Origin of the sequence: Clostridium pacaense, assembly GCF_020709765.2 — a bacterium.
Taxonomy (GTDB): Bacteria; Bacillota; Clostridia; order Lachnospirales; family Lachnospiraceae; genus Enterocloster; species Enterocloster hominis.
In genome coordinates this window covers 725,068-751,330 of record NZ_JAJFEB020000001.1, presented here as the reverse complement: position 1 = coordinate 751,330, position 26,263 = coordinate 725,068, and the positions used below count along the sequence as shown (strand labels likewise).

Sequence of the window (26,263 nt, the reverse complement as noted above, 5' to 3'; positions counted from 1 at the left end):
TCACGGCATCACCGGCAGGCGCACCACAAAGCACGCGCCTCCGGATGGTGAATCCACAACGCTGATGGAGCCGCCATGTTTCTGCACCAGCTCTTTGGCAATGCTCAGTCCCAGTCCGTAATGCTGTTTGTCGCTTCTGGAGCTGTCGGCCTGGTAAAAACGGTCAAAAATATGTTTTTTTGCATGATCATCGATTCCGCAGCCCTGGTCTGACACGGTCAGACACAGGCTTTTTTTGGTTCCGGCCAGCAGATGGGTAACCTGCTCCACGGAGGCGGAAAGTCTGACGGAACCGCTCTTTGGGGTATACCGCAGGGCATTGTCCAAAAGGATGGACAGAATCTGCTCCAGGCGTTTCCCATCCCCGTTTATCCTGGGCAGGGAGGATTCCGGAAGCTCTAAAAGCAGATGAACCCCTTTGTCCCGGTAGAGCGGTTCGAACCGTTCGTACATATCGATGAGAAGGGTATCCATGTCCAGGGGCGCCATGCGTATGACCCAGTGTCCCGCGTCCGCGGATGCCAGAAGCAGCATATCGCCCACCAGATAGGACATACGGCAGCATTCCTTATCGATATTATCCATGAACTGCTCCCGGTTCTGCGGCATTGACCGGGCCGCGGACAGGCTGGAACGTATGACGGCCAGGGGCGCCCTCAGTTCATGGGAGGCTGCCGCAATGAATTCATTTTGCTTTTGCTGGCTTTCCTTCAGCGGCTTTAAGGATTTCCCCACCAGGATCCAGCTTACTGACATAAGGGCCACGATTCCCGCCAGGTTGAGGAGGAGGAACAGGAATCCCTGACTGTACAGGCTGGATGAGGCAGGATCTTTATAGGCCAGCAGGGTCAGGCTCTGGAACCCCTTACCGACCGGAAGTACAAGGACACATCCAAGATAGGAATCCTTGTGGTTTCCCTCCACCGTATATACGGGGCTGCGCAGCAGCGAGGAGGATACCGGCCTTAGGGATGGGTCGATGTGCTGGGCCAGGGCCATTTCCCTGGCGCGTCCAATCAAGAGATCCCGGTCGGTGAGCGGGGACCAGGAGCCGGAATAGAGCAGGGGAATCCCGTTGTCCTCGATGTGTATGATGAGCCTGCCGCTGCTTTCAAGCTGTGACAGCCAGGTACAGCTGATGGTGGCGCCGGACTGAAGCCTGGAGGTGATGTTAAGGACATCATTCTGGAAGGCTTCCAGTGTTTTTTTCTCCAGTTCCCTGGAACTGACCACCAGGCTTCCTATGACCACCAGGGTCAGGATAAGGCCGGTTACCATGGTAAAGAGGGCGGTGAGCTGCCGGTGCAGTTTTTTAATCATGGCCGCCTCCATCCTCAAGGCGGTAGCCAATCCCGTGCACGGTCTTGATCTGGGCAGCCGTGCCAACGGCTTTGAGGCGCCTTCTTAAGAAATAGATATAGTTGTCAAGATTGCCGTCCTCCACTTCGGAGTCAGGCCCCCATATGTAGGACAGTATCAGCCCCCGGGGGAGTACCTGTCCGGCATTGCGCATCAGGTATTCCATGAGGGCGGCCTCCCTCCTGCTTAAGCTGACAGTGCCGGAAGGCCCGGCCAGTTCGCGGCGGTCCGTGTCCATGGTTATATTGGAAAATGTTTTTGCGCGGCCCTGTTCCAGCCTGCCGGGCCGTCTGGTGACTGCCCGGATCCTGGCAAGCAGCTCACCGGCAGCATATGGCTTAACCAGATAATCGTCGGCCCCGGCGTCCAGCCCGTCTATCCTGTCATTGACGCCGTCCAGCGCAGTGGTAATGATGACCGGTGTGGTGATATCCATCCGCCGCAGTCCCTGGAGCACGCTTAGCCCGTCCATCTGGGGAAGCATCCGGTCCAATATTATCACATCATAGGGATATTCAGACGCATAATAGAATGCCTCCTGTCCCTGTCCGCAGCAGTCAGTTTCATAGCCTGCCTGTTCCAGCTGCAGCTTTATGGTACCACTTAATTCCCTATCATCTTCAACCAGCAGAATCCTCATGTTCATACCTCGCGCCACCAGTACCCATGTTGATGTGACGCGGTACCGGTATCCTTATTGTATTGAAGCTTGTGTTAAATCATCAAAAACATTATATCAGACAAATCTCTAAAAATCCTAAAAGAAATTCTTCCATTTTTTAAGGTTTTTTAGAGATTTGTCTGATATGATACGGGTATCACAAAAATCACGGATCATGAGGGAGGGATTTGCAATGATAAAAAAGCTGATGGGCCTTTGCCTTACAGCATGTATCATGGTAACAGGACTGTGGGGGTGTTCAGCCCCTGGAACGCCTGAACCGGGTACGTCAGGGGAAAACCAGGCGCGCCAGGAGAAGGACATACCCAGGGGAAGATACGTGGAAAGCAGTATCGGCATTCCCCTGGAAGACGGGGAACATGTGGCGGATGTGGGACAGACCTGGGATAAGGAACTGGAACTATATACAATCAGGGATAAGGATAAGACGGCCATCCGGTACGTGTGGACAGGGGATGGCTGGGAGAAACAGGAAGAGAGCATGATGGAAGGGCTGACATTTCCCTATGACAGCCTGCACATGATATATGGCGGGGATGGAAACCGCTATGTGTTATATCAGGGCGGGGATGACTACAAATGCAATATGGCCAGGCTGTCAGAGGGGCAGGCGCCCCAGGCCCTTTTGGAACATGTATTCTCAGTGAAAAATGACCGGGGATATTACGACACACAGGTTGATTTTGGGGCTGTTACAGAAGACGGGACAATCCTGTTATCAACCGGACGGGAAACGTCTGCATACAGCCAGACAGGGGAAAAGCTGTTCTCCCTGCCTCAGGAGTCCAGCGCATCAGAATGGAAGACATCCGGTCTTCTTGCCGGAAACCAGTATATTACCAATGGAAGCAAGGGCTTTCTGGAATATGACATCTCCAGTCAGTCAGCGGCCGCCACAACCGAATACGCGTACCGGTCCACGGACCTTAGCAGTATGTATGTGGCCATGGCGCCGGATGGGAAAGGCGGGTTTTACACGGCTGATCCAGAGGGTATCCACCATATGAACCAGGGCGGGAGCCTTTGGGAGACAGTGGCGGACGGGACCCTTAACTCCCTGAGCCTTCCCAGTGCATACATCAGGAAACTGTTTGTGGGAAATGAAACTGATTTCTATGTGTGGATGTCCCAATCTGACCTGCATGAGATAAAACATTACACATATGACAGGGATATGCCCTCCGCGCCCCTTGAAACGCTGACCGTATATGGTCTGGACCTGGAAAACATGTCCACCATACGCCAGGCGGCTTCCATGTTCCAGCTGAAGCATCCGGACGTGAAGGTGGAGCTGATCGGAGGGCAGGAAGGCGGCGGCAACACCACGGCCTCAGACACCATCCGCGCGCTGAATACTGAGCTTCTGGGCGGTAATGGCGCGGATGTCCTGATACTGGACGGCCTTCCGGTGGAATCTTACATTGAAAAAGGCGTGCTGGAGGATATGCGGGGAATCCTGGAGCCGATGATATCCTCAGGGGAGCTGATGGAACAGGCCGCAGGACCTTATACGCAGGCAGATAAAAGCATATACCATATACCGTCCAGAATGATCCTGTTCGTTGCATACGGCGACCAGGAGGCCATAGGAAGCCTGTCATCCCTGGAAGCAATGCGGAACTACCAGAGCGACCCGTCCCACCTTCCGCTGCGTCCTAAGTGCAGCTATGAGAACCTGATGCGGCAGGTAATCGCGCTGACCTATGACGAGATTGTGGACAGCGCCACGGGTAAGCTGCGTCCGGGCAAAATCCAGGAGCTGATTGAGACCGTAAAGATACTGGGGGATGCCGGCGGGGCCAGGGTCAGCTTTGATGAATCCGAGGATGGGGGAAGAGGGCGTGTCTATAACCGTGTTGACAGTGCGGACGGATTCCCTGGAAGTGAATTCGACCGTGTGGACCGGAACCTGTCGGCTGCCGCCGTGGATAAAGTAAGAGGGATGTTTGACATGCCGCTTCTGCTGGCGGTACAGAAAAAGAATGGGTACAGGATGGAGGGTGTAAATGCATCCTATCTGCCAAACGGTACCATTGGAATCAACCAGGCAAGCCCGAGGAAAGGACTGGCAGAGGAATTCGTCCTCTTTGTGCTGGGGCAGGAGGTGCAGTCCAGTGACCTCTCAGACGGCCTCCCGGTGAATACCAGGGCAGTAGACGTATGGGTGGACCGCGGGGATAAGGGCGGGGGCTTGAGTGTGACCCTGGGCGACGGTTCTTATAGTATCACCGGCAGTTCGCCTACCAGGGAAGAGTGCCAAATGTTATTTGAAACCGCGGCCATGGCCACGCACCCAATCAGGACGGACCGGGTACTTGTGGAGATCATAGTTGATGAGACAATGGGATTCTTTGATGGAACCATGCCGCTGGAGCAGGCAGCTGCAAATGCGCAGAACAAAGCGGATTTGTATTTCTCGGAATAGGAAGGCATGGCTGTTCCTGGCCCCCAGCCTGGCAGGGACGGCTGTCTTCATCCTGATTCCGTTTGCGGATATGGTGGCGCGCTCCTTCAGGCAGGCGGTTGGGGGACGGTTCGTGGGACTGGCTAACTTCAGGCTTGTGCTGGAGAGCCGGGCATTCCTCCTGGCGGCCTTAAATACGCTGCGTTTCATCCTGGTGTGCATCCCTGCGCTGATGGCATTTTCCCTCTGTACCGCCGTGATGATACAGTCCTGCTCCGGACATGCATCACCGTCAGGCAGAGGGGGCAATGTCTATAAGACCTCCATCCTCCTGCCCATGGCCATCCCGGTTGCCTCGGTGGTCCTCCTATGGAAGCTGCTTTTTTATCCCCAGGGACTTCTGGGACAGCTGGCCGGGCTGGTGGGGCTGGCCGGACAGGACTGGCTGAACCAGCCAAGCGCGTTTGGCATCCTGGTGGTTACTTACATATGGAAAAATACAGGGTATGATATGATGCTTTGGCTGGCCGGGCTGAACGCCATCCCCCAGGAACTTCATGAAGCGGCCAGGGTGGACGGGGCCGGTCCATGGCAGTGCTTCTGCTTCATCACACTGCCCGGGTTAAAGGGCACGGCCTTCCTGACCGCAGTGCTGTCAATCATCAATTCCTTTAAAGTATTCAGGGAAGCCTATCTTGTGGCGGGCGATTATCCCCATGAAAGCATCTATATGCTGCAGCATCTGTTCAACAACTGGTTCGTATCCCTGGACATACAGAAAATGAGCGCTGCTTCCGTATTGGTGGAGGCGGCGGTCCTGATACCGGTCCTGGTGTGTGCAGGCGTCTTCCGGCGCAGATACGCCGAAAGGTCCCTGGATGACTGACGCAGGGAGGGCCTTTAAGGAGATAGCAATGGTAAAACGTGTACTGGTTAATCTTATCCTTACGGCGGTGTGTCTCTTTGTCTGGCTGCCTCTTCTGCTGATTGCAGGCAATGCGCTGATGTCAGAGGGGGAAATGCTGGAGCGTTTCGGAGCCTTGTTCGGGGTGGGCAATTCCCCGGTCAAGGCTGTGTTCCTTCCGGAGTATCCCACCCTACGCCCTTTTGTGGAACTGCTTCTGGACTCGCCGGGATTTTATGTGATGTTCTGGAATTCCTGTTTGCAGACAGGCGCGGTGCTGGGAGGGCAGCTGCTGGCGGCCCTGCCAGCTGCCTGGGCATTTGCACATTTTGGGTTCAGGGGAAGGAAGGCCTTGTTTTTCCTCTATATCATCCTGATGATACAGCCCTTCCAGGTGACAATGGTGCCGGGATATCTAGTGTTAAAACAGATGCGCCTTTTAAATACCCATCTGGCAGTCATACTTCCGGGGATTTTTTCCGCATTCCCGGTATTTATCATGGCTAAATTCTTTGAGTCCATTCCAAGGCCGCTGATTGAGGCGGCCAGGCTGGATGGGGCTGGGGAGTTTTCCATATTTGCCAGGGTGGGGATTCCTGTGGGAAAGCCGGGAATCGTATCTGTGATGGTCCTTGGATTCTTAGAGAGCTGGAATGCCATTGAGCAGCCCATGACATTTTTAAAAGAAAGGCGGCTTTGGCCCCTGTCCCTTTATCTGCCGGAAATCACATCGGACAAAGCAGGGGTTGCCTGGGCGGCCTCGGTCATCATGATGATGCTTCCTGTCATCCTCTTTGTCATGGGGACCGAATCGCTGGAACAGGGAATTGCCGCATCAGGAATCAAGGAGTGAGCAATCAATATGAAGAAGACAGCAGTACTGTTCCTGACAATCATGGCAGTCCTGACCTTTTTATCCAGGGCGCTTGACAGCGTTACCGTTACCAGGGTTGAAACCGGATATGGGAAACAGGGAATCGTATCCTATGAGATAGAGGGGACAGGGGAGTTCGCGGCCGGACGTTTTGTCTATATCACACTGCCGGAGGACATGCAGATTGGGGAAATACTTAAGAGGCCCGGCCAGAAGGTACAGGCAGGAGATACCATCCTCCTGCTCCAGATGGAACGGCTGGTGGAAGAAAGGGAGAACCTGTCCCTGGAACTTGAGAAGGCAAGGCTTCTGCTGGAGCAGGAAAAGCTTTCCGGCATACCGGTTCCCAGGGTGACGGAGGAAACATTGGCCATGCAGCAGCTGGCCGCTGCCAGGAGGGCGCTTGAAGCCGGTCAGGAAGACCTGGCAGAGGCCGAAGAGGATTACCTGGTTTCCACAGCTGACCTGGAGCATGACTATGTGCAGAAGAAGAACCGGACCAGGGAAGAGGTAAAGGAAGATAACAGAAGAGCCATGAAAAGCGCCAGGAGGGCCTATGAGGCAGCGCGGCTGGCCAGGGATGCCGCGGTAAAAAAGGCGGAGCGCGAAGTGGAAGACAGGCAGAAAAAACTGGATAAGCTGGAAGCACGGGAGGATGCGCCGGAGGAGGACCTGGATCGGGCGCAGCTGGAACTGGAGCGGGCGGAGGAAGACCTGGAGGACATCCGCGATGGGCAGGACCTTGAGGTGGAAGAGAAAAGGGCGGCCATGTATGCGGCCGAGGAAACATATGAGGACATAGATTACGGGGAAGAGACAGCCAGGGAGGAGCTTCGCAAGGCTTACGAAGATGCGGTAAAGGCAGAGGAAGATAAGCTTAAAAACGCAAGGGATGCGGTCAAGGGGCTGGAGGAAAGCCTGTACCGGTCCATGGAGAATCTGGAGAACGCAAAGGTGTCCGATGCCGGCGTGATGGCAGAGGAAGCGGCCAGGAAGGAAATCTCACGGCTGCGCCAGGAATCCATGGAACTGGATATACGGCAGCTAGAGAAAAAACTTGAAAAAACAGATGCCCTGATTGCGGGTGAAGGACGTGTGGAGGCGGCGGTGGACGGAATCGTGGCGGACTCTGGATTGGAGGCAGGGGACAGGACCCAGGCCGGTTCCCAGGTCAGGCTGGCAGTGGGAAACCTGAACCTGATTGCACAGATGGATAAGGATAAGTCAGAACTATTAAAACAGGGTACCAAAATGAAGGTGAAAATCACAGGGCAGCCAGGGGAGGTGGAGGCAGAGGTGGAGTCGGTGGACCAGACAGCAGGGACTGATAAAGCGCAGGTGACGGCTGCGATGCCGGATGGGGAGGGAAGCCTTGGGGGCAGCGCATCCTTTTCCGTCTATATGGAATCAGACATCTATCCGTTGGTAATCCCCATCGAAGCCCTGAGGGAAGACAACATAGGATTCTACTGTCTGGCGGCAGAGCCTGCGAAGACAATCCTGGGCGAAGAACTGACCGCTGTCAGGATTAACCTTGAAGTACTGGAGAAAAGCAGTACAGGAGCCGCCGTCTCAGGACCGGTGGCCCGGGATGCCAGGCTGATTACCACGTCGGATAAAGCGGTCAGTGAAGGTGAACGCGTCAGGGTGGTGGGGAAATGAGAAAATGGATTTTTTTGCTGCTGCTGTTTTCCCTGTGGGGATTTGGCGCGGTGACTGCGTGGAGCACCGGGGATTACGGGGGACAGGTTTTTATGTACTACCGGGAGGATGACGCGCCGTCACAGGAGGAACTTGCCCGTCTGGTCAGCCAGGAGATCACGGCCTGGACCCTGACAGAGGACGTCTTAGTCCAAAACCGTGAACTGGGAAGGAAGAAGCAGGCGGAATGTATGTCGGTCCATGGTTCCAGGGATATGGCGGCTTTCAGGCGCCTGGTGGATGGGACCTACGGCTGCCGGTCGGACCGGGAGGGATGTATCATCAGCAGGGGGCTGGCCATGGATCTGTTCGGCTCCGTGTCAGTGTCCGGCAAACAGGTATGGTGCCGTGACCAGGCATACGTGGTACGGGGGGTGACGGATGATTCCGGATACGTCATCCTGATACCGGCAGGTAAGGAGGAAGGGATGCGCTGCATGATCATCAGCTGCGGAAAAGACAGCTCCGGCGAAACAGCGGCGGAACGTATCCTGTTCCGTCATGGGATAGGAAACGGCTATGTGTGTGTGGACGGATTCCTCTTTTTCTCATTTTCCTGCCTGACAGTGATGTCTGCCCCTGTGGCGGTACTGATTTGGCTGTGCCGGGAGCTGTTGCGCAGAGGGGTGGGAAAAAGAAGGCGTCTTGGTCTGGCAATCCTGGCATTATCCCTGCTTTTTCTTGGAATCCTCCTTCTGTGGAAGCTGGAACTGAAGATACCGGCCGGGCTGATTCCGGGAAAATGGTCTGATTTTGACTTCTGGAGCCGGAAAGCAGGGGAACTCCATGACCGTATGGGGAGGATGGGGGAGGCGTACCGGGTGGAATGGCTGGAACAACTTAAAAGGAGGACCATGATCAGTGCAGTATGTTCCCTTGGTGCTTCGGGCGGATTCCTGATTTGGGGACATTTCGCCGGAGGGAACCGGGAGGGGTAAAAAGCTTTTCTGCAATTCAATGCAGAGGGGCTTTTTTATAGGATGGATTACAGGATAAATGTAAAAATCACCCAACAGCCGGATTGTGTCTGATGAGAAAGAATGGTATAATGGCTATTGAGAATTTATCGGCTGCCGGATGAATGATGCGGCCAGAGGGTGGGGGTGAGCCAATGGAAAAAGTCCGCCGGTTCCTTAATCATAATATATTCATATTTTCCGTCAGGCAGGGGCTTCTGCTGACCATACCATTCCTGATCATGGGGTCATTTTCCCTGATCATCATGAATTTTCCTGTGAAGATATGGCAGGCTTACCTTGCTTCTGGGGCGGGCAGTCTTCTGGATATGTTCCTGATGGGGATTTACCAGGCCACCTTTGGTTCACTGGGCTTTATTTTTGCCCTGATGATTTCGTATGCCTATGGGGAGGAACAGACGGTTTATGACAATACCCCCGTGTTTTTTCCGGCGGTGTCCCTCTGTTCTTTTATTGCGTTCTGTTATCCCAGCGGCGGGCTTTCCATCTGGGGGCCTGAGTGGAGCTTTACCGCAATCTGCATTACCCTGGTCAGCTGCTGGCTGCTTACCATGATTTACCGGTGGGTTGCGGGGCATCAGCGCCTGTATACCATGGGGGTTGCCTATAATTTCAATGCCTCCATGCAGAGCCTGGTACCTGCTGTGGTCACCGTTGCCGTGTGCGGTATTTCAGGACTGGTATTGTACCTGTTGTTTGAAGACGCCAATATCATGAATTTCGGCTCATACCTGTTCCTGCAATTATTTGAGCATCTGGGCAACGGCATGTTTTCCATCCTGCTCTATATCCTTATATCCCATGTCCTGTGGTTTTTCGGGATTCACGGGACCAACACCCTGGAAGCTGTTTCGCGCAGGCTTTTTGAGTCAGAGGTGGCTGTCAACCAGGGCATGATTGCCCAGGGGCTTGTTCCGGACCGTATCTTCAGCAAGACATTCCTGGACACATTTGTATTCATGGGAGGAAGCGGCTGCGCCGTCTGTCTGGTTCTGGCGCTGTTTCTTGCGGCCAGGAAAAAGAACAACAGGCGTCTTGCCAAACTGTCCCTGCCCGCGGTTGTATTTAATACCAATGAACTGGTATTGTTCGGATTCCCCATTATATTCAGCGCGGATATGATACTCCCCTTTATCCTTACCCCCATCGTCCTGTCGGTTATCAGCGGCATGGCTATCTATTTCAGCCTGGTCCCCGCCGTGTCGAACAGCGTGGAGTGGACCGTGCCCGCCCTGTTCAGCGGTTACCTGGCCACTGGTTCAGTGAGGGGCAGCCTGCTCCAGCTGTTTAACCTTGCAGTGGGCACCCTGATTTATATCCCTTTTGTCAGGCATAGCGAGGCCATCCAGGAAAAGGAATTCCTTTCCAAGATAAAGAACCTGGAAAACACCATGAAGGAAGAGGAGCAGTCTGTATGGGTCAGGGATTTTTATTGGAGGACATATGAGAACAGGCAGACAGCAAAGCTTCTGTCCTCGGACCTTCAGTATGCGCTTATGAAGGGGGAGCTGCAGCTGTATTATCAGCCCCAGATGTACCGGGACCGTACACTTTATGGGTGTGAGGCCCTTTTGCGGTGGGATTATATGGGGCATACGTTTATCTATCCCCCGTTGGTGATTGCCCTGGCCACCCAGGGCGGGTTTGTTGACGAACTGGGATTATCCATTGTCTCCATGGCCTGCCGGGACATGAAAATGGCGGAGCAGGAGACTGGGCATCCAATTCCATTTTCTGTTAATATCCTGCCGCTGCAGCTGGAGGACCCCGGCTTTGCAGGAAAGGTGATTGATATTCTGAGGGAAATGCATGTGGAGGGCAGGTATCTGACCATTGAGCTGACAGAACAGGTGGCCCTGAATCCCGGCGCCAACCTGGAACATCAGCTGGAGGAGCTGAAGAAAGCCGGAATCCGTATCAGCATGGATGATTTCGGCATGGGCCATGGCTCCCTGAATTATCTTAACTCTGCTGATTATGATGAGGTGAAGATTGACGGTTCCCTGATTAAACGTCTGCCCGGCCATGCCCAGACTTGTGAACTGATAGGCAATATCATGAACATGTCCCGTATCCTGAAAGTCAGCACGGTGGCGGAATGTGTGGAGACAGAGGAGCAGGTGAAGGTCCTGGACGGACTTGGGTGCAGGATTTACCAGGGGTATCATTACAGCAGGCCCCTGCCCCTTCCTGCGTTTATTGAATATGTGAAAATGCTGCCGGAACCGGATGGGAAGTAAAGGACCGGATGGGAAGTAAAGAACCGGATGCAGCGTCAAAGGATGGGATGGATGTACCTTGAATGAGGGCATCCATTTTTTGTGATGCAATCTTCCCGGAAAAGCGGGGATGATGTGCACCTGTCAGAAAAGAAAAGGTTGACATATGTCTACCATCATGATAAGCTTTAAGTAGACATATGTATACCTAAAAAGCATTACATCACGGAATCAGAATATGGATTGCAGGGATTATAGAGGAGGTGTATTCATGGAGGAAAACGGGAAGGTCAGTCTGTCTGACGGTGAATGGAGGATAATGAACCTGTTGTGGGAGAACCCGCCCCAGACCATCATGGAACTGACAAGGGCGCTGAAAAAGGACAGGGGCTGGAGCAAGAATACAGTCATTACCATGCTGAACCGTCTGGAGGCAAAGTCGGCCGTGCACCATGAGGAAGGGCAGCGGGCCAAACAGTTCTATCCATCCATTGAAAGGGCGGATGCGGCCCTGCAGGAGACAAAGGGATTCCTGGAGCGGGTATATGAAGGAAGCGTCAGCCTGATGGTGGATGCCATGGCAAATTCAAAATCGCTTTCCAGGCATGAAATTGAAGAACTCTATGAAGTGCTCAGGAAGGCAGAGGAGGAAGGCTTATGATAGATACCATGATATCATCTTCCGTATTGATACTGGCAATTGCTGCATTGCGTCTGATACTGAAAGATAAAATCAGTCCCAATATCCGGTACGGCCTGTGGGGGCTGGTGGTCCTCCGTCTGGCCTGGCCGGTGTTTGGTCCATATATCTATGGCCCCCTTAAGGGGCTGGCGGACCCATTGCGGTCGCGGTTCAGCGTGATGAATGCAGCGGATGCGGTCCACCGGCAGGTGATTGCGGGAACCAGCCTGGAATATCTGGCAGATAATGTGGCTACCGGCCATGTCTATCACTTTGACAGTGCGGGGCAGACCGTGACGCTGGCCCAAAGGGCAGCGGGAATTGACTGGCAGCTTTGGATCATGGTTATATGGGTGTTGGGAAGCATGCTTCTGGGGCTGTGGATGTTTATGGTCAACCGGCGCTTCCACAGGATGCTGGTCAGCAGGAGAAAGGCATTTTACGGAACCATGCCGGTTTTTGTGACAGAACGGGTCTATGTGGTGGAAGGGATCCAATCCCCCTGTTATTACGGGTGGGGGACGGATGAGGGAATCTATATCCCGGTTTCCGCCTCCGATGATTACCAAAAACTGTGCCATATCCTTGCCCATGAGATGAGCCATGTGTCCAATGGGGACCGTTACTGGGGAATCCTAAGGTGCGGGCTGTTATGCCTTTACTGGGTGAATCCGCTGATCTGGCTGGCGGCAGTGCTGTCCAGACAGGACTGTGAACTGGCATGCGACGAGGCAGCGGTTAAGCTTCTGGGGGAAAGGGAACGGTTTGCCTATGGAAGGACCCTGGTAGGCATGATTGAGGCGCGGGGAAGGGGAAAAGGGATATGTTCCGTTGCCACCACAATGACAGCCGGGCCGCGGACCGTCAGGGAACGTATCCGGATCCTTGCGGCACACCCGAAGACGACCGGGGCCATGATGGCGGCGGTGGCGGGAGCGGTCCTGCTGCTGGGGGCATGTACATTTACAGGCAGTGTGGAAACCACAGGGACGCAGGATGTTCCGTCTGTTGCGGAAAATGTTATCCGGGGAATTGATACACAGTCCCAGCCGTCTCAGGAACAAAGGGAAACAGAGGCAGTGCCCATCGGGCAGGGGGATATGCTGGCCCTGGTGGGGGTGGAGCAGTGGGGAAATTTCTATGAGCTGACCATGGAACGGCGGGAGGCGGAAAGCGGCAGGCCACTGCCCGTCCCACGTGATTACAGGGAAACCATCCAGGTCACATCATATATGGATGCGGATGGCACCGTCCTGTCAGGGGACGGCAGACCGGACCGCGGCTATGGTTATATGCAGGCCGGACCGGAGGAATTTGTAATCAGCATATGGAATGCAGGACATGCAGGCGCGTTTAAGATATCCATTACACAGGACGACAGGAGCGTGGAATACCTGTTTACAACGGATGACAGGGAATTGTTGGACGCATATACCTGCCATCAGCTCATAGAAGGACCGGACCAGACCCAGGCAGCCCTGGTGGCGGTGGAAGAGTACCCCAATGCGTTCAGCATGCATTTTCAGGGAGCCGATGAGGATGAGGCTGCTGGTTTTGCGGACAATCACCAGATTGGGATACAGCTGGAAGGATACGGGGATGAAGAACACCTGTATGAGCCGGTAATCCAGCAGAGGGATGGAAGGGATATCTATCTTCTGTTCTGCTTTGATGAAGATGTGTTCCCTGACGCGGACGTCAAGCGTGTTGCGGTCCTCCGGGACGGGCTGAAGTCAGGCATTTATTCTGCATTGGGCGTGGACATGATTTCATCAAAGGTTTATGACACTGCCATGCGGTTCTGCCGGGCTTATTTAAGCGGGGATGTTAAAACAGCCGGGGAATGCAGTACATTTTCCCGTAAGGAGCTGGAGGATACGGTGGCCGTGGATGACTCAGAACTGCCGGAACTGAGGATACAGTACCATCCGGACTTAAAGGAGGTGTATGCGGAAGCAGTATACCGGTTTAAGGAAGAAGGGGAGGACAGCTACACCTACCTGAACCTTGAACTGAAGTATGCATATGGGGAGTGGAAGGTCACATGGAAGGGATTTGAGAAATAGAAAGGGACCACGAAGTGATTCCCATCAAAGAAGGAGCCTGCTGTTGTAATGACAGCAGGCTTGTCCTTTGCCGGGAGGGCTTGTAAAATTAAAGATAATTTCATAATTGTAATTCACAAACCATGGTAAAATATTGGTAATAAATTCAGGAGGCGCATGATGGGAAGAGGTTTAAGGGAGAGAAAGGACTTAAGGCGGAAATGCCGTTTTACAAAAGGAAAAGCACCATGGACCATGATTATTTTAGCAATGGCACTGACCATGTCTGGACTGTCGGCATGTAATCCCGCTGCCGGCAGGGCGGTGGGGACAGACGTGCAGGGAACGGACCATCCGGAGTCTGGTCCGGAGGGGGATGGAATGAAAGGGATGGATGGTAGCGGTGAGGAAGGGATGGATGGAAGCAATGAGGAACCATCAGAATCCTATGACACAGAAGGGTTTTATGATCCGTCAGGGGAATCTGAAAAACCGGAAGAGGAATCTGCAAAACCGGAAGAGGGGGATACAAAATCGGAAGGGGAGTCTGCACAACCGGAAGCGGAATCTGCGGCACCGCGCCAGCTCAATGAAGATGAACTGCGGTATTTTGAAAAATATCTGAACCGGATTGACAATTACGGCTTTCTTCTGTCTGAATACAAGTCCCCGGAATACCTGGATCTGAACGAGGTTTTTTATTCAGGCGCAGGCATGGACCAGCCTGCCATGACAGGGGAAGAAAGGGAGGCGTTTCTCAAGGCAGTGGGACAGACGGAGATAATGACGGATATGGTACGTCTGGGCAAGGCGCAGATTGATGCGTTCCTGGCGGATAAGACAGGACTTACCCTTGACCGGATGGAGACTGGGCTTGGGTGGGTTTACCTGCCGCAGTATGACCGGTACTATACGGAGCATGGCGATACGAATATACGCAGCTTTTTCTGCCCCAGAGGCGAGGTGGATGGAAACAGGTACCGGATATGGTGCCTTTCCGACGGATACACTCAGTTTACCCAGGAGTGTATAGTGACCCTTAAGAAGGTATCATCCGGGTATCAGTTCCTGTCCAATGAAATCATATGGGATTATCATGGATACCGTAAGGCAGATGCGTCAGAACCAACGGCAGAAGCACTCCATTATATCATATCGGCTTATAAACGGCAGCTTAAGGAAGGCACCACAGGCGGGTATCCTGCGGAGGGATATCCTGTGGATTACGGTCTGCCTGTCTTTGATTCAGACTCCAGATATTACACAAGGGAGGAAATGCAGCAGATCAGCTGGGCGCCGGAGCTGACAGCGGTTTTCCGCAATGAGGTTTATGCCCGGCATGGATACATTTTCAAGAATGATTTATGGAATGATTTTTTCAGCGCCTATACATGGTATTCCGGTATATATCCCGCAGATAAGTTTGATGCAGGCGTGTTTAACGAATATGAGAAGGCCAATCTGGAACTGGCGGTGGAGCTGGAACAATGATCAGGGAAAATCCGGCGGGGAGCCATTTTTGGCGGATGGGAAGGAGGATGTTTACGTGTCCCCCGCATTGCCTGCCGGAAATCCCCCCAAACTGTCTTTGGCTTGTAAAATCCAATCCGGTGCTATATAATTGATAGGAAATAAAGGCCCTGCAGCGCGGCCATAAATCCCTGCATAAAATATCGGAGGTAGATTGAGATGAAAATGGTAATAATTGAACCGCTTGGAGTGGAGAAGGATAAGCTTTTATCCATGGCAAAGGAAGCGTTGGACAGCCGGGTGGAGATTGTATATCACGATACAAAGGTTACCGGCACGGAGGAGCTGATTGAGCGCGGAAAGGATGCGGAAATCATTGTGGTATCCAACCTGCCGTTAAATGAGGATGTGATAAACGGGTGCAGGAACCTGAAACTTCTGGCAGTGGCATTTACAGGCATCGACCATATTGCAATGGACGCCTGCCGGAAGAACGGGGTCACGGTGTGCAATTGTGCGGGCTATTCCACCAGTGCAGTGGCTGACCTGGTGTTCGGCATGTTGATCAGCCTTTACCGGAACGTGATCCCATGCGACCGTGTATGCCGCGAGGGGGGAACAAAGGACGGCCTGGTTGGCTTTGAACTGGAGGGCAAGAAGTTCGGTGTGGTTGGAACCGGGGCCATTGGACTCCGGGTGGCCAGGATTGCCCAGGCATTTGGATGTGAGGTGCTGGCATACAGCAGGACGGTCAGGGATGTGGAGGGGGTCCGCTTCGTGGACCTTAAGACACTGTTATCCGAATGTGACATCGTGTCCCTGCACACGCCCCTTAATGACGGGACACGCGGCCTTATGAACCGTGAAAGCATTGGATGGATGAAGAAAAACGCAGTCCTCATCAACACGGCCAGAGGTCCGGTGGTGGATTCGGACGCCCTGGCAGAGGCACTGACAGAGGGCAGGATTGGGGGAGCCTGTATTGATGTGTTTGAAAAGGAACCTCCGGTGGAAACGGGTCATCCGCTGTTTTCCGCCCCCAACATCATCGTCACACCTCACGTGGCATTTGCCACAAAGGAAGCGCTGGTGAAGCGGGCAGTGATTGTATTTGACAATGTGGCGGCATATCTGGACGGCACCCCAAAGAACGTGATGGGGTGACAGGTTATTATAATGGAGTGATGGTTTTATGAATGTGGTCAGGAAACATATCATATTTTCCGGACGGGTACAGGGCGTTGGATTCAGGTACACGGCATGCTATCTGGCCAGTTCCCTGGGACTTACGGGATGGGTGAAGAATCTGTGGGACGGGGATGTGGAGATGGAGGCCCAGGGGGACGAAGCATCCATATCACGTCTGGTGGAGCGGCTTCATGAGGGGCGGTTCATACGCATAGAGCGCATGGAAACAGAGGTGATCCCGGTGATTAAAGAGAGCAGTTTCAGGGAAATATATTAAGTATCAGAGGAGTGTTTATGTTCGGTTTAATCGTGGCAGTGAAACAGGTATATGATAAATATGCAGAGGATGAGATGACTGTGTACGCGGCCCAGGTTTCTTTTTTCATTATCCTGTCCGTGGTTCCGTTCATCATGCTGCTGCTTACAGCCGTACAGATGATACCAAGCATCAGCAATGCACAGTTCATGGAACTGATTGTAGGGCTGGTGCCTGTGGATTACAAATCCCTTGCCTTCAGGGTGGTGAATGACCTGTCCCTTAAATCCCCGGCCACCATGATAAGCGTTACCGCAATCACGGCCCTGTGGTCGGCGGGCAGGGGGATGTTCAGCGTTGCCAGGGGGCTTAACCGGGTCCATGGGCATGGGGAGAAGCGCTGGTATGTGGTGGGCAGGCTTATCTGCTCGGGATATACCATCGTTTTCATACTGGTATGCATCCTTTCCCTTGGCCTTCTGGTCTTCGGCAACATGATCCAGGCATTTATGGTGAACCGTTTCCCCATTGTAGCGGATGTGGTCACCCACATCATTAATTTCAGGGCCCTTTGGGCGCTGATGATCCTGATCATGTTCTTCCTTGGAATCTATACCTTTGTGCCGGATAAGAAACTGAAGCTGCAAGATCAGATTCCGGGAGCCGTGTTTTCCACGGTGGGATGGATGGCATTTTCCTTTGCATTTTCCCTGTATTTCAACCATATCGGGGGAAGGAACTATTCCTATATGTATGGCAGCCTTACGGCCATCGTGCTGTTGCTGCTGTGGCTCTATATGTGCATGTGCATCCTGTTTTTCGGGGCCGAGATCAATTATTACTGGAAAGAGCTGTTTGGGAGGGAATGATGTCCCATCCCTCCTTAAAAAAGCGGATGAAATCCTGCCCGATGGAGGACATGGCCCTATCCCTTTGCCGTATCAGCGTGATACGTGAAGTGAAGCCCGGGGTGGTAATGGTTTTCACAAGCATTCCCGGATGCGCGCGCCGGGCAATGGAAGCAGGAGCAATGGCAACACCGATGCCCGTGCCGGCCCACGTAAGGCTGGTGCGGGCATCGTCATTGATGCACAGGTAATCCTGGCGTTCACGGGGGAGCAGGCGGTTCAGCTCCCCTTCCCAGCGCCGGTAGATGATCAGCGGGCAGGTGCAAAGCTGTTCCAGGCTGATACTGTCTGCCGCCACATCCGGGAAATGTCCCGGCATCCCCACTGCCATCATGGGTTCTTTCGCCAGATAGCAGCATTCATAGGAATCCTCGGGAAAGGGGGTCCGCACAATGGCTGCCTCAATCAGTCCGGTGTTCAGCTTATCCATAAGCTGATACGTATTTCCCTCGTAGATACGGAAATAAATCCCGGGATGCTGGGCGCGGAAGTCCGCGATGCGTCCGATGATGGAGCTGGTTTCCGTGGACGAGACCATGCCCAGCCGTAAAAATCCGTGCAGTCCGCGTCCCATCTGCTCCATCTCCTGCCGTGCGGCCCCGGCCATATCCAGTATCCCCTGGGCGCGCTCATAGAACACCTTGCCCGCATCGGTCAGGGCAATGGCACGGGAACCGCGCTCAAAGAGTGTGACGCCCAGTTCATTTTCCAGGAGTTTCATTTGGGTGCTCAGGGGCGGCTGGGATATATGGAGGATTTTGGAAGCAGCAGAAATGCTTCCTTCATTGACGATTGTTGTAAAATATTCCATCTGTTTCAGGTTCACGGCACAGCCCTCCTTATATTAAAAACGTATATCTGATATATTAAAACAATATTTTAAATATGGTTACTCCTATGATATAATACCAGACAGTGTGTGAAATGACAATATTTTAGGGCATGTCCGGAGGAAGCTTCCTGTTTATATGAAGCAGCATATCCGGCCATGTTCCGGGAATGGAGCATCGGTATGAAACGATTGTTAAGCTACATGAAGGACTACAGGAAGGAAAGCATCCTTGGTCCCCTGTTTAAAATGCTGGAGGCCAGTTTTGAGCTGTTCATACCCCTTGTGGTTGCCAGCATGGTGGATGTGGGAATCAGGAACCGGGATGGGGGCTATATCATGAAAATGGGCGGCCTGCTTCTGCTGCTGGCCCTTGTGGGCCTGGCCTGTTCGCTGACCGCCCAGTACTTTGCGGCCAAGGCGGCAACGGGCGCGGGGACCGCCCTCAGGAATGACCTGTATAAGCACATCGGGACCCTGTCCTATGCGGAGATAGATTCCGTGGGCACGGCCACCTTGATTACACGCATGACCAGTGATATCAACCAGGTGCAGAACGGTATAAACATGACGCTGCGCCTGCTGCTGCGTTCCCCGTTCGTGGTGTTTGGCGCCATGATTATGGCATTTACAGTGGACCTTCGCTCCGCCATGGTATTCGTGGTGACCATACCGGTGCTCTGCGTGGTGGTATTCGGCATCATGCTGGTCAGTATGCCCCTTTACCGGTCGGTCCAGAGACAGCTGGATAAGGTGCTTCTGACCACCAGGGAGAACCTGATGGGAGTCAGGGTCATCCGGGCCTTTAACCGTCAGAAAAGCGAGACTGAGAAGTTTGAAGGGGAAAATGACCGTCTGGTCAGGATGCAGGTCTTTGTGGGCAAGATATCCGCCCTCCTGAATCCCGTCACCTATGTAATCATCAATGTGGCCATCGTGGCCGTCATCTGGGTGGGAGGAGAGCAGGTGGACAGCGGGATCCTTACCCAGGGCAAGGTGATTGCCCTTGTAAACTACATGTCCCAGATACTGGTGGAATTAATCAAGATGGCGAACCTGATCATCCTCATATCCAAGGCAACCGCCTGTATGAACAGGGTGGACAGCATTTTCCAGGTAGAGACCAGCGTGAAGGAAGGCGGAGGGAGATGTGAAGGCCGCGGAGAGGGAAGCCGTGGAAGTGAAGGTCCCGTTGAATCCCTGTCACCCATCAGCCCAACTGCCAAAGACCCGGCGCCCAAGGTTGAGTTCAGGGATATGGATTTTATATACAGCGGGGCCAAGGCGCCGGCCTTAAGCGGCATTTCCTTTAAGGCCATGCCGGGACAGACCATCGGTGTGATTGGGGGCACTGGTTCCGGCAAGACCACGCTGGTAAACCTAATCCCGCGTTTTTACGATGCAGACAAAGGGCAGGTGCTGGTGGACGGCGTGGATGTAAGGGATTATACACTGGACGGTCTGCGCTCCAAAATCGGCGTGGTTCCCCAGCGCCCGGTCCTCTTTAAGGGAACCTTGCGGGACAACATGAGGTGGGGCAAGAAAGACGCGTCCGATGAAGAGATATATGATGCCCTTAACATGGCCCAGGCCAGGGAATTCGTGAATGACAAAGGCCAGGGGCTTATGCTGCACATTGATCAGGGAGGGCGGAACCTGTCCGGAGGACAGCGCCAGCGGCTTACCATTGCAAGGGCCCTGGTGCGCAGGCCGGAAATCCTTATTATGGACGACAGTGCCTCCGCCCTGGATTTTGCCACGGATGCCAGGCTGAGAAAGGCAATCCGTAAAGGTACGGAGGACATGACCGTGTTCATTGTATCCCAGAGGGCGACCACCATTAAGCAGGCGGACCTGATTCTTGTGCTGGACGAGGGAACGCTGGCAGGCATGGGAACGCACAGGGAGCTGCTTAACTCATGTGATGTGTACAGGGAAATCTGCCTGTCACAGTTATCCAGGGAGGAGGTGGAACGTGATGAGCAGTAAACAGAATAAACATAAGGATTCAGACAAAAACAAGAGCATGGAAACCCTGAAACGTATCCTGAACTATATAGGCCAGTACAGATGGGGGGTCATCATGTCCCTGATCCTGGCCCTCATCACGGTGGCATTTACATTGTACGTCCCCATACTTACGGGCCGTGCGGTGGACCATATTGTGGGACAGGGAAATGTGGACTTTGCCGGACTGACCCGGATACTGTGGAAGATCCTGGGCGCAGTGGGACTGACAGCAATCTCCCAGTGGCTGATGAACCACATCAACAACACCATCACCTACCGGGTGGTAAAGGATATCCGCACCAGGGCATTCAACCATCTGGAGACACTGCCCTTAAGCTATATTGACGCCCACCCGTCCGGCGACATCATCAGCCGGATCATAGCGGACATTGACCAGTTCTCAGAAGGACTGCTCATGGGCTTTACCCAGCTGTTTACCGGTGTCCTGACCATTGCGGGAACCCTGCTTTTCATGCTGTCCATCCATCCCGCCATCACACTTGTGGTAGTGGTGCTGACCCCTGTCTCCCTTTTCGTTGCCAGCTTCATCGCTAAAAAAACATTCATCATGTTCCGCCACCAGTCCGAGACAAGAGGGGAGCTGACAGCGCTGACCGATGAGATGCTGGGCAATATGAAGGTGGTGCAGGCATTTGGATACCAGGAGGAAACCCAGAAACAGTTTGAGGAAATCAATAACCGTCTGGCAGGTTACAGCCTGAGGGCCACATTCTTCTCGTCCATCACCAATCCAAGCACCAGGTTTGTCAACAGCATGGTGTACGCGGCAGTGGGCATTACCGGCGCGTACGCCGTCATCCGCGGCTTCATGACCGTGGGCCAGCTGACCAGTTTCCTAAGCTATGCCAACCAGTATACCAAACCCTTCAACGAAATCTCCGGCGTGGTGACAGAGCTGCAGAACGCCCTGGCCTCCGCTGCCCGTGTATTCGAGCTGATTGATGAAAAAGCCATCCTGGACGATAAACCGGATGCCGCAGAGCTTGCCCACGTGGACGGTAAAGTACAACTTACCAATGTGGATTTCTCCTACACACCGGACCGCAAGCTTATTGAAAACTTCGACCTGGATGTAAAACCCGGTCAGAGGGTGGCAATCGTGGGTCCGACCGGCTGCGGGAAAACCACCATCATCAACCTTCTCATGCGTTTTTACGATGTGGACAGCGGTTCCATCAAGGTGGAAGGCATGGACATACGCGACATAACCAGAAAAAGCCTGAGAACCAACTACGGAATGGTCCTGCAGGAAACATGGCTCAAAACAGGGACCATCCGTGAGAACATTGCCTACGGCCGTCCAAATGCGCCGGAAGAAGAAATCATCCGCGCAGCCAAGGAAGCCCATGCCCATGGATTCATCATGCGGATGCCCGAAGGATATGACACGGTCATCAGTGAGGACGGAGGAAACCTGTCCCAGGGCCAGAAGCAGCTGCTCTGCATAGCCAGGGTCATGCTGTGCCTGCCGCCCATGTTAATACTGGACGAAGCCACCTCCTCCATTGATACAAGGACGGAAATCCGTGTACAGAAAGCATTCGCCAGGATGATGGAAGGCCGCACCAGCTTCATCGTTGCCCACCGCCTGTCCACCATCCGGGAAGCCGATGTAATCCTGGTCATGCGTGACGGACACATTGTAGAAAAAGGACGGCATGAGGAGCTTTTGGAGCGGGGGGGATTCTATGCGGAAATCTACAACAGTCAGTTTGCGCGGGGGTGATTTTGGGTATGTATGTGGGGGTGTGTGAAGGCTACGCCCCCAAAGCGGTCCAGGGCCGGGCGGCCGGAGGCGGGTTGGAGGCCAAGTTCCGGAGGGGCAGCTTCTAAGGCCCTGACGGATTAAAAGACGGGGGACCGGTGCTATTCACGTAGAAATCCTGAAGGACTTTCTACGTTCAGAGCACCTTGGATTCTTGCTTTGATGCAAGAATCCACCCCCGTCTTTTAATCCGCCAGGCCCTAAGAAGCTGCGACCTCCTCCACTATGCCTCCAACCCGCCCTCGTCCGCCCGGCCCTGGCCCGCTTCGCGGGCTGTGCATTCCAAACGCTGCATACACAAAACACGGAGGAGTAGATAAAAGCGCGCGGGATATAATCAGGAGAGGATGCATATTCAAGATAGGATGCATATTTAAGATAGGATGTATATTTAGGATAGGATATATCTTTAGAATAAGATATATTTAGAATAAGATATATATTTAGAATAGGATATATCTTTAAGATAGGATTTATGAACGGGAGAGGGGATTACTTCAGCATGCGACCCTATCCCGCTATCCGGATTCATGAGGTGGAGCAAGTGGGAAAGCGTAGTGGGTGAGTGGAATGGGGATGGGAGGGATGGATGCATCTACAGGGGCGTGCAGGTCTTAGTCTTCGGGAAGCGGTGCTAAGAGGCCGGCGTCCTTTGTCTGAGCCCGATATCAAAATCATTGGAAAAGCCAGAGCGCGAGTTTGGGCGCCGGCCTCTTGTCCAGCGCCGGTTCCCGAAGGCTCAGGGCGTGTTTGAAAATTCATTCCCGCCATCTGCACGCCCCACTTCGCGGGAGATTTGGTCCCAATTCGGTCAACGTAGCCCGCTACGCCTCCCTCATCGGGACCAAATCTCCCACAAAGTGGGACGCACAGCTGACGGAAAGCAATTTTCAAACACGCCCTAGAGCTGCTAGCCCCGCAGCCCGCGTCCATCCCTCCCATCCCCATTCCACTCACGGACGGAATCCCCCACCCACCCCACCCATAAATCCCCTCATCTTAATACAATCTTTAGCTGACAATTCCCCATTTTTTATGTATAATACCCATTAGAACCAATCAAACTAATAAAAAACGGAGGAACAAAACACTATGGAATCTGACCCGGAAGCGGCCAATATTATATTCCAAATCACAATCTTAATTATCTTAACACTTATCAATGCATTCTTTGCAGGCTCAGAGATGGCAGTTGTGTCTGTCAACAAGAACAGGATCCGCCGTCTTGCAGAGCAGGGCAACAAAAACGCGGCGCTCATAGAGCGGCTTATGGAAGACTCCACTGTCTTTCTGTCCACCATCCAGGTAGCCATCACGCTGGCAGGATTTTTCTCCAGTGCATCTGCGGCAACCGGCATCGCCCAGGTATTGGCGGTGAAGATGGCAGAGTGGAATATGCCATACAGCCAGACACTGGCAGGCGTGGTGGTCACGCTGATACTGGCATATTTTAACCTGGTGTTCGGTGAACTGGTGCCAAAGCGTATTGCCCTTCAGAAGGCGCAGGGATTCAGCCTTTTCTGTGTACGTCCCATATACTATATCTCCCGCATCATGAACCCGTTCATAAAACTGCTGTCACTGTCCACCAGTGGCTTCTTAAAGCTGATTGGCATGCATAATGAGAACCTTGAGACAGATGTGTCGGAAGAGGAAATCAAGTCCATGCTGGAAACCGGCAGTGAGACAGGTGTGTTCAATGATATTGAGAAGGAGATGATTACATCCATATTCTCCTTTGATGATAAGCGGGCAAAGGAAGTCATGGTCCCCAGACAGGATATTGTGGCCATTGACATTAATGAGCCTCTGGAGGATTATATTGATGGGATCCTCCAGTCCATGCATTCAAAAATCCCTGTATATGAAGGGGATATTGACAATATCATCGGTGTATTGTCCATCAAGGCCCTGACCATCGAGGCAAGGAAAAAGTCCTTTGAGGGCCTGGATATCCAATCCCTTCTCATGGCCCCCTACTTTGTGCCGGAAAACAGAAGGACGGACGCCCTGTTTAGGGAAATGCAGAAGAATAAAACAAAGCTTGCCATCCTCATTGACGAATACGGCGGCGTGGCCGGTATGGTGACACTGGAGGACCTGATTGAGGAGATTGTGGGTGACATCCATGAGGAATATGAAGAGGTGGAGCCTGAAATCCTGGAACTGGAGCCACACCGGGTTTACCGGGTATCCGGCAGCATTTCCCTGTTTGATTTAAAGGAAGAGATGCACCTGCATATGGATAGTTCCTGCGATACCTTATCCGGTTATCTTATGGAACAGCTGGGCTACATACCTGGCCAGACGGAACTTCCCATCACGGTTGTGACAGCTGAGGCGGACTATGAGGTGGAAGGCATGGACGAAAGGGTCATCAGCTATGTGAAAATGACCTTAAAGGAGACAAAAAAAGAGGAAGCGGCTGAGGAAATATAGCCGTATACGGCAAGGAGGAAAAGAACATGGGCTTTTTGTTGGACGGAGTCATGGCAGTTACATGGCAGCAGATATTTATGTATGCCATAGGAATCGGTCTTATCTGGCTGGCAGTGAAAAAGGAGTATGAGCCGTCCCTGCTGCTTCCATTGGGGTTTGGTGCAATTCTTGTTAATCTGCCCTATTCCGGTGTGATAGACCAGATGGTGCAGGGAAAAGTGCCTGCGGCCGGTATCATTGAGTGGCTGTTTAAGACCGGGATAGAGGCATCGGAGGCAATGCCAATCCTCCTGTTTATCGGAATTGGGGCCATGATTGATTTTGGACCGCTTTTAAGCCAGCCAGTGCTGTTCCTGTTTGGGGCGGCTGCCCAGTTTGGTATATTCGTGGCCATCCTTGTGGCCTGTATGCTGGGATTTGACCTGAAGGACGCGGCGTCTATAGGAATCATCGGGGCAGCAGACGGACCTACCTCCATCCTGGTATCCCAGGTGCTTAAATCAAATTACATGGGGCCTATTGCAGTGGCGGCGTATTCTTATATGGCGCTGGTTCCCATCATCCAGCCATTTGCCATCCGCCTTGTCACCACCCACAAGGAACGGTGCATCCATATGGATTATAATCCGAAGAGTGTGAATAAGGCCCTGCGGATTTCATTTCCAATTGCAGTCACCATGATTGTGGGACTGATTTCACCCCAGTCCGTGGCTCTGGTCGGTTTCCTCATGTTCGGCAACCTGCTGCGGGAGTGCTGTGTGTTGAATACCCTAAGCCAGTCCGCACAGAATGAACTGGCGAACCTGATAACCCTGCTTCTTGGCATCACCATCTCCTTCAGCATGAGGGCGGAGCAGTTTGTAAATCCTGCCACCCTTATGATCATGGCTCTGGGATTGCTGGCATTTGTGTTTGACACTATCGGCGGCGTGCTTTTTGCAAAACTTGTGAACGTGTTCCTGAAAATGGCGGGCAGGAAACCGGTGAATCCCATGATTGGCGGCTGCGGCATTTCTGCATTTCCCATGTCATCCAGGGTTGTGCAGAAGATGGCCGCGAAGGAGGAACCAGGCAACATCATCCTGATGCAGGCAGCGGGGACCAATGTTTCAGGCCAGGTGGCATCGGTTATCGCAGGCGGCCTTGTAATCAGCATTGTAACCCAGTATCTGTAAAGGTATCAAAGGAGGATGGAATCGATGAATATGGCAAATGTGGAGATAGCTCTGGAAATCATGGCAAAGGGCATGGGTGGAATCTTTGTGGCAATTGTGGTTATCATGGCGGCGGTCATGGTGCTGGGTAAGATTACAGGTAAAATGAAGGATAAGGAAGAGGAATAGCCGATAGGTACCGGGCGGCGCCAGGGTGTGTTTCATGATTGCTCATATAAGACTTCTGGGGGGCCGGATTATTGGAATGAGGCATTGCAGCAAGGCATTGCAGTAAGGCATTGCAATAAGGCATTGCAGTAAGGCATTGCAGTAAGGCATTGTAATAAGGCATTGTAATAAGGCATTGCAATAAGGC

Annotated in this window: 22 protein-coding genes; 18 read left to right on the top strand and 4 right to left on the bottom strand. The window is 53.0% G+C overall.

Annotated features, from left to right (window positions below):
* Positions 1–1,320, bottom strand: a complete 1,320-nt coding sequence (locus LK536_RS33040) for a sensor histidine kinase (protein ID WP_227795082.1) — start codon at positions 1,318–1,320, stop codon at positions 1–3.
* On the bottom strand, positions 1,313–2,005 hold the full coding sequence (locus tag LK536_RS33035) for a response regulator transcription factor (RefSeq protein WP_331472087.1): 693 nt from the start codon (positions 2,003–2,005) through the stop codon (positions 1,313–1,315). Before LK536_RS33035 ends, LK536_RS33040 begins: the two co-directional genes overlap by 8 nt.
* Positions 2,006–2,213: 208 nt before the next feature.
* Between LK536_RS33035 and LK536_RS33030 the strand changes: the two genes are divergently transcribed.
* From LK536_RS33030 to LK536_RS32975, 12 genes are all read left to right on the top strand, one after another.
* Complete coding sequence (locus LK536_RS33030) at positions 2,214–4,466, top strand: type 2 periplasmic-binding domain-containing protein (protein WP_227795081.1); 2,253 nt, start codon at positions 2,214–2,216, stop codon at positions 4,464–4,466.
* Positions 4,429–5,331 (top strand): carbohydrate ABC transporter permease, encoded by a 903-nt coding sequence (locus tag LK536_RS33025; RefSeq protein WP_227795080.1) that lies wholly within the window; start codon positions 4,429–4,431, stop codon positions 5,329–5,331. Before LK536_RS33030 ends, LK536_RS33025 begins: the two co-directional genes overlap by 38 nt.
* Positions 5,332–5,359: 28 nt before the next feature.
* Positions 5,360–6,202, top strand: coding sequence for a carbohydrate ABC transporter permease (locus LK536_RS33020; protein WP_120057498.1), 843 nt, complete (start codon positions 5,360–5,362; stop codon positions 6,200–6,202).
* A 9-nt stretch (positions 6,203–6,211) separates the two neighbouring features.
* Positions 6,212–7,885, top strand: coding sequence for an HlyD family secretion protein (locus tag LK536_RS33015; RefSeq protein WP_227795079.1), 1,674 nt, complete (start codon positions 6,212–6,214; stop codon positions 7,883–7,885).
* A complete protein-coding gene (locus LK536_RS33010) occupies positions 7,882–8,862 on the top strand; it encodes a hypothetical protein (RefSeq protein WP_227795078.1) in 981 nt (326 codons plus the stop codon). The genes LK536_RS33015 and LK536_RS33010 overlap by 4 nt, the downstream gene beginning before the upstream one ends.
* A gap of 173 nt (positions 8,863–9,035) precedes the next feature.
* Positions 9,036–11,141, top strand: a complete 2,106-nt coding sequence (locus LK536_RS33005; protein WP_120057495.1) for a PTS sugar transporter subunit IIC/EAL domain-containing protein — start codon at positions 9,036–9,038, stop codon at positions 11,139–11,141.
* Between the two features lie 250 nt (positions 11,142–11,391).
* On the top strand, positions 11,392–11,781 hold the full coding sequence (locus LK536_RS33000; RefSeq protein WP_008715995.1) for a BlaI/MecI/CopY family transcriptional regulator: 390 nt from the start codon (positions 11,392–11,394) through the stop codon (positions 11,779–11,781).
* Positions 11,778–13,868: a M56 family metallopeptidase gene (locus LK536_RS32995; RefSeq protein WP_227795077.1), complete on the top strand. Its 2,091-nt coding sequence runs from the start codon at positions 11,778–11,780 to the stop codon at positions 13,866–13,868. The genes LK536_RS33000 and LK536_RS32995 overlap by 4 nt, the downstream gene beginning before the upstream one ends.
* A gap of 159 nt (positions 13,869–14,027) precedes the next feature.
* Positions 14,028–15,338 (top strand): YARHG domain-containing protein, encoded by a 1,311-nt coding sequence (locus tag LK536_RS32990; RefSeq protein ID WP_506092064.1) that lies wholly within the window; start codon positions 14,028–14,030, stop codon positions 15,336–15,338.
* A 198-nt stretch (positions 15,339–15,536) separates the two neighbouring features.
* The gene (locus LK536_RS32985; RefSeq protein ID WP_227795075.1) at positions 15,537–16,481 is read left to right on the top strand and encodes a 2-hydroxyacid dehydrogenase; all 945 of its coding nucleotides are present in this window, start codon (positions 15,537–15,539) and stop codon (positions 16,479–16,481) included.
* 28 nt (positions 16,482–16,509) lie between these two features.
* The gene (locus tag LK536_RS32980; protein WP_227795074.1) at positions 16,510–16,782 is read left to right on the top strand and encodes an acylphosphatase; all 273 of its coding nucleotides are present in this window, start codon (positions 16,510–16,512) and stop codon (positions 16,780–16,782) included.
* Positions 16,783–16,799: 17 nt separating this feature from the next.
* Positions 16,800–17,630: a YihY/virulence factor BrkB family protein gene (locus LK536_RS32975; RefSeq protein WP_025482309.1), complete on the top strand. Its 831-nt coding sequence runs from the start codon at positions 16,800–16,802 to the stop codon at positions 17,628–17,630.
* On the opposite strand, the gene LK536_RS32970 is transcribed toward LK536_RS32975, so the two are convergent.
* Complete coding sequence (locus tag LK536_RS32970; protein ID WP_227795073.1) at positions 17,593–18,495, bottom strand: LysR family transcriptional regulator; 903 nt, start codon at positions 18,493–18,495, stop codon at positions 17,593–17,595. The two genes, LK536_RS32975 and LK536_RS32970, sit on opposite strands and share 38 nt — an antisense overlap.
* Before the next feature lie 186 nt (positions 18,496–18,681).
* Here LK536_RS32970 and LK536_RS32965 point away from each other — a divergent pair, with 186 nt between their 5' ends.
* Both LK536_RS32965 and LK536_RS32960 read left to right on the top strand, forming a co-directional pair.
* A complete protein-coding gene (locus tag LK536_RS32965) occupies positions 18,682–20,487 on the top strand; it encodes an ABC transporter ATP-binding protein (RefSeq protein WP_227795072.1) in 1,806 nt (601 codons plus the stop codon).
* A complete protein-coding gene (locus LK536_RS32960; protein WP_227795071.1) occupies positions 20,477–22,255 on the top strand; it encodes an ABC transporter ATP-binding protein in 1,779 nt (592 codons plus the stop codon). The genes LK536_RS32965 and LK536_RS32960 overlap by 11 nt, the downstream gene beginning before the upstream one ends.
* A gap of 567 nt (positions 22,256–22,822) precedes the next feature.
* On the opposite strand, the gene LK536_RS32955 is transcribed toward LK536_RS32960, so the two are convergent.
* On the bottom strand, positions 22,823–23,167 hold the full coding sequence (locus LK536_RS32955) for a DUF6783 domain-containing protein (RefSeq protein ID WP_329602195.1): 345 nt from the start codon (positions 23,165–23,167) through the stop codon (positions 22,823–22,825).
* Here LK536_RS32955 and LK536_RS32950 point away from each other — a divergent pair.
* Genes LK536_RS32950 through LK536_RS32935 form a run of 4 tightly spaced genes read left to right on the top strand, consistent with a single transcriptional unit; the run spans position 23,051 to position 26,076 of the window.
* Positions 23,051–23,347, top strand: a complete 297-nt coding sequence (locus LK536_RS32950) for a DUF6783 domain-containing protein (protein WP_329602194.1) — start codon at positions 23,051–23,053, stop codon at positions 23,345–23,347. The genes LK536_RS32955 and LK536_RS32950 overlap by 117 nt on opposite strands.
* Before the next feature lie 39 nt (positions 23,348–23,386).
* Positions 23,387–24,733, top strand: coding sequence for a hemolysin family protein (locus tag LK536_RS32945; RefSeq protein ID WP_227795070.1), 1,347 nt, complete (start codon positions 23,387–23,389; stop codon positions 24,731–24,733).
* A 26-nt stretch (positions 24,734–24,759) separates the two neighbouring features.
* Positions 24,760–25,908 (top strand): sodium ion-translocating decarboxylase subunit beta, encoded by a 1,149-nt coding sequence (locus LK536_RS32940; RefSeq protein WP_227795069.1) that lies wholly within the window; start codon positions 24,760–24,762, stop codon positions 25,906–25,908.
* Between the two features lie 24 nt (positions 25,909–25,932).
* Positions 25,933–26,076: an OadG-related small transporter subunit gene (locus LK536_RS32935; RefSeq protein ID WP_227795068.1), complete on the top strand. Its 144-nt coding sequence runs from the start codon at positions 25,933–25,935 to the stop codon at positions 26,074–26,076.
* Positions 26,077–26,263 lie beyond the last annotated feature (187 nt).